The sequence below is a fragment of the Microbacterium sp. genome (genome assembly GCF_030149085.1).
GTDB lineage: Bacteria > Actinomycetota > Actinomycetes > Actinomycetales > Microbacteriaceae > Microbacterium.
In genome coordinates this window covers 1-7818 of the sequence record NZ_JASBSF010000094.1, presented here as the reverse complement: position 1 = coordinate 7818, position 7818 = coordinate 1, and the positions used below count along the sequence as shown (strand labels likewise).

Genomic DNA, 7818 nt, shown 5'->3' with positions numbered 1-7818 from the left:
CCAGGCGATCGGCGACGCGAGCGGCCGATCGTTCGCCGTCGGAGTGCCAGGTGCGGGCGTAGAGGAACTCTTCGGCGAGGATGCGGTTGTAGCGCTCGACTTTGCCGTTGTGGCGCGGGGTGTAGGGCGTGATGCGCTGGTGGCGAGCAGCACCGACGGCGTCTGCGAAAGCGTGTGCTCGGTAGCAGGAGCCGTTGTCGGTGACGATCCGCTCGATATGAGTGATGCCATGGGCAGCGAACCAAACTCGGGCGCGGTCGAGGAACGAGACAGCGGTCGTGGCTTTCTCGTCGGGCAGTGCTTCGGTGTAGGCCAACCGCGAATATCCGTCGATCGCGGAGTGAAGGAACACATAGCCGGTTGTCGTGCCGCGGGTCTTGGTCCGGGCGACCGCTTTCGCTTTTGCGCTGCCTTTCCCGTGCACGCGCCAGCCGCCTCCATCGGGGATACGGCCGGTCTTCTTCACGTCGATATGGACCATGTGACCGGGACGTTCAGCGATGATCTTCTGCGTTTCGCGGTTGGTTTCGCCGTTCGGATCGATGAACCTCCGACGGCTCAGTCCCAGCTGCGCGAGTAGCCGGGTGACAGTGCGCCGGCTGAGCTGGCTTCCGTCTTGACCGAGTTCAAATGCGATCCGCGACGCCGACCACTTGTGCTCTCGTCGCATCGACTCGATCCGCTGTACGAGCCTGCCCGGCGTCGCGGTCGGCTGCCGATCAGGCGTTGAGGAACGATCGACGAGTCCTGCCTCCCCGAACCGGTTATAACGGTTGACCCACTTTGATGCGGTGGCGCGCGAGATGCTCATCTCGGCGGCGACGTGCGCGATCGGCCGCGTACGGCAACGCTCGATCAGCCTCCTGCGCCCTTCGACCGTGAGAGGCGCATTGCGATGCACCTTCGCGTTCACCGAGCGCTCACGACCGTCATGCCGTGCCCACTCTGGCGGGTGGCGCAAGCGCCTCACGCAAAGCTTCCTTCGCTCGCTGGTAACGCCCGCGAGCTGTGGAGGACGGGATCTCGAGCAGTGTCGCCGCGTCGGTGATCGAGAAACCATCCCAGTGAACGAGCCGGATCAGCTCGCCGAGGTCACCGTCGAGCCTGTCGATCGCGTCTCTGATTTCCGAGCCCTCGTCTGCGGGAGGTGCGGAGCGGAGCGACAGCGTCATCCGCATGCGATCAGCCAACTGCGATCGGCGAACATTCCCCCGGCGAGCGTGCAGCAGCACGTTACGTGCTATCCCGAACAACCACATCCTCGCCTGCTCAGACTCGTCAGGCATCGCACCCACACGTGTCCAGGCCGTCGTCATCACATCAGCCAGCGCATCGGCGGCATCCTCGCGATCCAAGCGTCTTAGGAAGTACCGGAGGAGATCGTCGGACGTGTCACGGAGCACACCGGTGAGGCGCTTACGCGCCGCGGCCGACCTCATTCGCAGAATCCCTGACCCTCGATGCTCCACCACTGGCCCTCGTAGCCATGATCGGCGTACGCCTCCTCGAGACGCAGGTTCACCGCCCACGCGTAGCCGGTCTCGAAAGCACCGTCATCGGTGAGCGGATCTCCCGCAGCCCCTACGTACGCCGCGCCCTCCGCAATGTCTGCGGCGGTGAACTCCGCGTCGGCGAGAGTGTCTCGAACGATCTCGTCGATCTCGTCCGGTGCCCCCGTGATGTTACCGATCCGCCATTCGCACGATGCGCCGCTGGGCAGTTCGTAATGCAGTATGGCGAGAGCGTCGTTCTGCGCCCACCCCTCCCACAACCCGGTGGCTGCAGCCGCGGCCATGCCGCCACCACCAAGGAGCACAGCGGCGACAGCGCCCACGGCGATCGGGCGAGCGAAACGCCGCTCTCTCGCAGGCGCTGACTGCTCGGCCATCTCTGCCGCGAGGCGGCGCTGCTTCGCCGTCACCTCCCGCGCGGGGTCACTCATTGCCAGAAGCTGGTCGACGTCGTTCGTGTGCATCGCGTTCTCCGTTCGTGAGATGGTCTCACTCTGCACATTCCCGGCTCACCAGGAATCGTCCACAGCACCCAGAAATTCACTACCCGCTGTCAACAACGTCATGGCCAGCAACAGCTAGCCTTGAGCGCATGAGTCGTCCCCCGCACGCCCGCGAGAAGGTGCTCGACGCGTTCGAGGGTCTCCTCATCGCCGAGGGTGAGCGCGCCGCCACAATGGACGCCATCGCCCGAGCCGCCGGAGTCTCCAAGGGCGGCCTTCTCTACCACTTCGCCTCGAAGGAGGCGCTCGAAGCGGCGTTGCTCGCACGGCTCGAGGAGCGCGTCGACGACGATCTGGCCCGCATGACCTCCGCCGAAGAAGGACCGGTTGCGTACTACGTACGGACCTCGGCGATGGATGGCACGGCGCTCGACCGCGCGATCCTCGCGGTCTCACGTCTCGCACAGGCCGGGCGCGGAACCGCGAGCGACGCTCTGCGCTCGGTTCGGGAGCGCTGGGCCGAGACGCTTCGTCCGCACGTGGCAGACAACACCGCGCTCGATCTCGTCATGCTCATCAGCGACGGCGTGTACTACAACAACGCGCTCCAGCACGATGGTCTGGCAACGCCAGTCCCCCGCGATGCCGAGATGGATGCCTTGGTTCAGCTCATCGCGCGGGCAACCGCTCCGCGTTAGGGCTCGACGATCTCGATCTGACAGAACAGGTCAGCCCCGACGGCCTGGCGCATCTGGTCGAGCAATTCGTCCGGCACCGCAGCATCCACGGTGAGCACCGAAAGCGCATGACCGGAGGCATCCGGGTGCGCAACCTGCAGTCCCTCGATGTTGATTCCCGCGTCACCGAGCGTCTTGGCGTAGATGGCGACGATGCCCGGGCGGTCCTGGTAACGCATCACGACGTGGTGGCCGGCGATGGGCACCTCGATGTCGTAGCCGTTGATGGCGACGATCTTCGGGACCATCCGCGTGCCGGCGAGAGTTCCCGCAACGCTCAGCGTCGTGCCGTCCGACATCGTCCCGCGCAGCACCGTGAGGTTGCGGTACTGAGGGCTGTCGGCCTCGACGATCATGCGGGTTTCGATGCCGCGCTGCTCAGCGAACAGCGGCGCGTTCACGTAAGACACGTTCTCGCTGACGATGTTCGTGAAGATGCCCTTGAGTGCCGCGAGTCGGTAAACGCTGACATCGAACGCGGCAAGCTCGCCGCGAACTTCGATGTCCAGCGAGGTGAGCGCACTGTGGGTCAGGCCCGTGAAGTACTGCCCGAGCATCTCGACAAGCCCGATGCCAGGGCGCACGAACGGGTCGATGACGCCACCGGCGACGTTGACGGCATCCGGAACCAGGTCACCCTCGAGCGCGAGCTTGACCGACTTCGCAACCGAGACGCCGGCCTTCTCCTGCGCTTCGTCGGTGGAGGCACCCAGGTGCGGCGTTGCGACGACGTTGGGAAGGGCGACGAGCTTTGCGGCTGCCGAGTCGGGCTTCGGAGGCTCGGCGGTGAAGACGTCGAGGCCGGCTCCGGCGATCTGACCGGTGGTGAGGGCTTCCAGCAGCGCCTCTTCGTCGAACAGACCACCGCGAGCGACGTTGATGACGTACGCCGTGGGCTTCATCGCCGCGAGTTGTTCGGTGCTGATCATGCCGGTGGTCTCGGGCGTCTTCGGCATGTGCACCGTGAGGAAGTCGCTCTCGCGGACGACATCGTCGAAGCTGAGCAGTTCGACTCCCAGTTGCTGAGCGCGGGCAGGAGTCACGTAGGGGTCGTACCCGACGAGGCGCACACCGAAGGCACGAAGCCGTTCGGCCACGAGGGCGCCGATGCGACCGAGGCCCAGGATGCCGACGGTCTTCTCGAACAGTTCAGCACCCGTGAACGAGCTGCGCTTCCACTGGCCCTGCGCGAGAGAGGCGTGGGCGGCGGGGATGTGGCGGGCAAGACTCAGGATGTGTCCGACAGTGAGCTCCGCGGCCGAGATGACGTTGGAGGTCGGCGCGTTCACGACCATGACACCGGCGGCAGTCGCCGCCTTGATGTCGACGTTGTCGAGTCCGACTCCCGCGCGGGCGATCACGCGAAGCTTCTGCGACGACGCAATGGCCTCGGCATCCATCTTCGTCGCCGAGCGGATCAGGACCGCGTCAGCCTCGGCGAGGGCCGCGAGCAGCGCGGGCCGGTCAGTGCCATCGACGTTACGGACCTCGAAGTCCGGGCCGAGGGCCTCGATCGTGGCGGGGGACAGTTCTTCGGCGATCAGCACGACCGGTTTGGACACGGGTGGATCCTTCGGAGCAGACGCGCACGCATGAACCGTGCACAGGATGACGGGGATGCCGCGCCGCACGCCATGACGACGGGCCGTGGCCAGCCTATCGTGGGCGCGTCGGTCGCCCCGACCACATGACGAGCCGAAGGTCCCTCAGGGATCAGCCGCCCAGCAGCGACGCGCCGTAGACCGTGGCGTAGGCGATCACATTCATCCAGAACACCGCGACAATGCCCAGACCCGAGAGCATGATGAGAACGAAGGCGCCAGCCCGGCGCTTCCATCCGATCGCGAAGGCAAGAGCGAACACGATGATCGGGAAGGCGATGGCCGTCAGCAGCAGCGCCCATCCCCCACCGTTGAGCCCCAGCGGCCCGGTCGCCTGGGAGATCAGGAACGCGACGGCATTCCAGACGGCGTATGCATAGAACAGGCCGAAAAAGCCGGCGATCGTGGCGATGAGCCACACCGGTAGTGCGGTGCGGCGCTCGACCGACGTTGATTCTGTAACGGATGACGACGCCGAAATGTGTGTGGGCTCGTTGGTGTTCTCGCTCACTGTCCGATCGCCCCCACCATGATGAAGGGCCAGGGCAGCACGAGCAGCGCCCCTGCGGCGAGCAGAAGGACCCGAACCCACGACCTGCTGCCCCTGGTGAGCAGCAGCACGGTCACGAACCAGATGAGCGGTGTCAGCACCGCCAGCCACAGACTCACCTGATAGGCCAGGGGCGCGACGAGGAACTCCGCGTACTGCTGCAGACGCAGGCCGCCGATGATCCACCCGATGCTCTCGAGGGCGTACACGCCGCCGAAGATGCCGAGAGTGATGAGCGCCGCGTTGCTCATGCCTGCGGCGGGCGCAGCGCCGGTGTCGGCATCGCCCCGCTCGTCTCCCGGCACGGAGACTGCAGCATCCGTGCGAGAGCTGGATTCGGCATCCGTGGCCGCCGCCTGCTTCGGCGCGACCGTCTCGCTCCCCTTGCCGACGGCCACGTAGCCCGGGGGCAGCGCGGAACCCGCGTCGAGCGTCGGGTCGTCATCACCCCACGAGAGGGCGTCGTCGTCGCGGTCGGTGCTCACGAGTTCAGCCTACCCACGCACGAACCCACACGCCCCAGCAGGGCGTGTGGGTTCGGCAGAAGGGGATGAAGCTCAGCGCGCGGCCGAGCCCTCGACGTAGTCCTTGTCCTGCTGCTTCCATGAGAAGAGCGAACGCAGGTCCTTGCCGACCGCCTCGATCGGGTGCTTTGCAGCCTTCTCGCGCAGCTCGAGGAACTCGACGGCGCCGTTGTCCTGGTCGGTGATGAAGCGCTCGGCGAAGGCACCGGAACGGATGTCGGCGAGGACTGCCGCCATGTTCTCCTTGACGTGCGGGTCGATCACGCGCGGGCCCGAGACGTAGTCGCCGTACTCGGCGGTGTCCGAGACGCTCCAGCGCTGCTTGGCGATGCCGCCCTCCCACATGAGGTCAACGATGAGCTTGAGCTCGTGCAGCACCTCGAAGTAGGCGATCTCGGGCTGGTAGCCCGCCTCGGTCAGGGTCTCGAAGCCGTACTGGACCAGCTGCGACACGCCACCACAGAGCACAGCCTGCTCACCGAAGAGGTCGGTCTCGGTCTCTTCCGTGAACGTCGTCTTGATGACGCCGGCGCGCGTGCCGCCGATGGCCTTCGCGTACGACTTCGCGAGGTCCCAGGCGCTACCCGAGGCATCCTTCTCGACAGCGATGATGTCGGGGATGCCGCGACCTGCGACGTACTCACGACGAACCGTGTGGCCGGGAGCCTTCGGAGCGATGAGGATGACATCGACGCCCTCGGGATCCTCGATGTAGCCGAAGCGGATGTTGAACCCGTGCGCGAAGGCGAGGGTCTTGCCGGGCGCGAGGTTCGGCTTGATCTCGTTGTTGTAGATGCCACGCTGGTGCTGGTCGGGCGCGAGGATCATGATGACGTCGGCCCACGCGGTGGCGTCGGCGACGGACTTGACCTCGAAGCCGTCCTCCTGCGCCTTCGGCGCGGACTTCGAGCCGTCCTTGAGGGCAATGACGACCTCGACGCCCGAGTCACGCAGGTTCTGCGCGTGAGCGTGACCCTGCGAACCGTAACCGACGATGGCAACCTTCTTGCCCTGGATGAGGGCGAGGTCGGCATCCTGGTCGTAGATCATTTCGGCCATGGGGGTGTCTCTCCTTGACTGTGCGATTGTGGTCGTTTGTTCTCGCCGAGCCCGCTCAACGACCGGGAGCGGATCGGCGTCGTCTTCTCAGCCCCGCAGGACTCGTTCGGTGATGCTCTTGCCGCCGCGGCCGATCGCGAGCATGCCCGACTGGGCGAGCTCCTTGATGCCAAACGGCTCGATCGCGCGCAGGAATGCCTCAACCTTGCCCTTGTCGCCGGTGATCTCGACCACCATCGCCTCGGGCGCGTAGTCCACCACTGACGCGCGGAACAGGTTGATGACCTCGAGAACGCTGGAACGGCTCGCGTTGTCGGCGCGTACCTTCACGAGCATGTGCTCGCGCTGCACGGATGCCGCAGGATCCAGCTCCACGATCTTGATGACGTTCACGAGCTTGTTCAGCTGCTTGGTCACCTGTTCGAGCGGGAGCCCTTCGACGTCGACGACCACCGTGATGCGCGACAGCCCGGGAACCTCGGTGACTCCCACCGCGAGGGATTCGATGTTGAAGCCGCGGCGGGCGAACAGGCCCGCAACGCGGGTCAGGAGGCCCGGCTTGTCTTCGACAAGAAGGCTCAGCACGTGACTTGTCATGGCTCAGTCCTCCTGATCGAAGCTCGGGGCGTGTTCACGCGCGTACTGGATCTCGCTGTTTCCGACACCCTGCGGCACCATCGGCCACACCATGGCGTCGGCCGACACGACGAAGTCGATGACGACGGGGCGATCGTTGGTCTCGAGGGCGGTGCGGATCGCGTCGTCGATCTCGTCTTCCTTCTCGACGCGCAGCGCGAGGCATCCGTAGGCCTCAGCCAACTTGACGAAGTCGGGAACCCGCGCGGTGCCGTGGCCCGTGTTGAGGTCGGTGTTGGAGTGGCGGCCGTTGAAGAACAGCGTCTGCCACTGACGCACCATCCCGAGTGACGAGTTGTTGATGATCGCAACCTTGATCGGGATGTTGTTGAGAACGCAGGTGGCAAGCTCCTGATTGGTCATCTGGAAGCATCCGTCACCGTCGATCGCCCACACCACCCGTTCGGGTTCGGCGACCTTCGCACCCATGGCCGCGGGCACCGCGTAGCCCATGGTGCCGGCGCCGCCCGAGTTCAGCCAGGCGTTGGGGCGCTCGTACTTGATGAACTGGGCAGCCCACATCTGGTGCTGTCCGACACCGGCCGCGTAGATCGCCTCGGGGCCGGTGAGTTCGCCGATCCGCTGGATGACCTGCTGCGGCGCCAGGAGGCCGTCGGTTGTGGGGGCGTAGCCGAGGGGGAACTCGTTGCGCAGGCCCTTGAGGTAGGCCCACCACTGGGTGATGTCGGCGCGGCCGGCGTCGGTGTTGGCGCGGAACGCGGCCTCGAGATCAACCAGCACCTCACGCAGGTCACCC

The 7818-nt window shown here is 65.8% G+C and carries 10 protein-coding genes; 1 reads left to right on the top strand and 9 read right to left on the bottom strand.

The window, feature by feature from the left end:
- From Q1V87_RS04055 to Q1V87_RS04045, 3 genes are all read right to left on the bottom strand, one after another.
- Positions 1–901, bottom strand: a 901-nt coding sequence (locus Q1V87_RS04055; RefSeq protein ID WP_300590945.1) for an IS481 family transposase, incomplete at its 3' end; no start/stop codon positions are given.
- Between the two features lie 28 nt (positions 902–929).
- A complete protein-coding gene (locus Q1V87_RS04050) occupies positions 930–1439 on the bottom strand; it encodes an RNA polymerase sigma factor (RefSeq protein ID WP_300590944.1) in 510 nt (169 codons plus the stop codon).
- Positions 1436–1975 carry a hypothetical protein gene (locus Q1V87_RS04045; protein WP_300590943.1) on the bottom strand — a complete coding sequence of 180 codons (540 nt, stop codon included), beginning with the start codon at positions 1973–1975 and terminating at the stop codon, positions 1436–1438. The genes Q1V87_RS04050 and Q1V87_RS04045 overlap by 4 nt, the downstream gene beginning before the upstream one ends.
- A gap of 128 nt (positions 1976–2103) precedes the next feature.
- On the opposite strand from Q1V87_RS04045, the gene Q1V87_RS04040 reads away from it, so the two are divergent.
- A complete protein-coding gene (locus Q1V87_RS04040; protein WP_300590942.1) occupies positions 2104–2652 on the top strand; it encodes a TetR/AcrR family transcriptional regulator in 549 nt (182 codons plus the stop codon).
- Here the strand turns inward: Q1V87_RS04040 and serA are convergent.
- The 6 genes from serA to Q1V87_RS04010 all read right to left on the bottom strand — a co-directional run.
- Positions 2649–4253 (bottom strand): phosphoglycerate dehydrogenase, encoded by a 1605-nt coding sequence (gene serA, locus Q1V87_RS04035; RefSeq protein ID WP_300590941.1) that lies wholly within the window; start codon positions 4251–4253, stop codon positions 2649–2651. The genes Q1V87_RS04040 and serA overlap by 4 nt on opposite strands.
- A gap of 151 nt (positions 4254–4404) precedes the next feature.
- Positions 4405–4803 carry a bacitracin resistance protein gene (locus Q1V87_RS04030; RefSeq protein ID WP_300590940.1) on the bottom strand — a complete coding sequence of 133 codons (399 nt, stop codon included), beginning with the start codon at positions 4801–4803 and terminating at the stop codon, positions 4405–4407.
- The gene (locus tag Q1V87_RS04025; RefSeq protein ID WP_300590939.1) at positions 4800–5327 is read right to left on the bottom strand and encodes a DNA polymerase III subunit gamma/tau; all 528 of its coding nucleotides are present in this window, start codon (positions 5325–5327) and stop codon (positions 4800–4802) included. Before Q1V87_RS04025 ends, Q1V87_RS04030 begins: the two co-directional genes overlap by 4 nt.
- A 72-nt stretch (positions 5328–5399) precedes the next feature.
- Positions 5400–6425: a ketol-acid reductoisomerase gene (gene ilvC, locus Q1V87_RS04020; protein ID WP_300590938.1), complete on the bottom strand. Its 1026-nt coding sequence runs from the start codon at positions 6423–6425 to the stop codon at positions 5400–5402.
- Positions 6426–6512: 87 nt separating this feature from the next.
- Positions 6513–7022 carry an acetolactate synthase small subunit gene (gene ilvN / locus Q1V87_RS04015; protein WP_228178082.1) on the bottom strand — a complete coding sequence of 170 codons (510 nt, stop codon included), beginning with the start codon at positions 7020–7022 and terminating at the stop codon, positions 6513–6515.
- A 3-nt stretch (positions 7023–7025) separates the two neighbouring features.
- Positions 7026–7818, bottom strand: a 793-nt coding sequence (locus Q1V87_RS04010; protein ID WP_300590937.1) for a thiamine pyrophosphate-dependent enzyme, incomplete at its 5' end; no start/stop codon positions are given.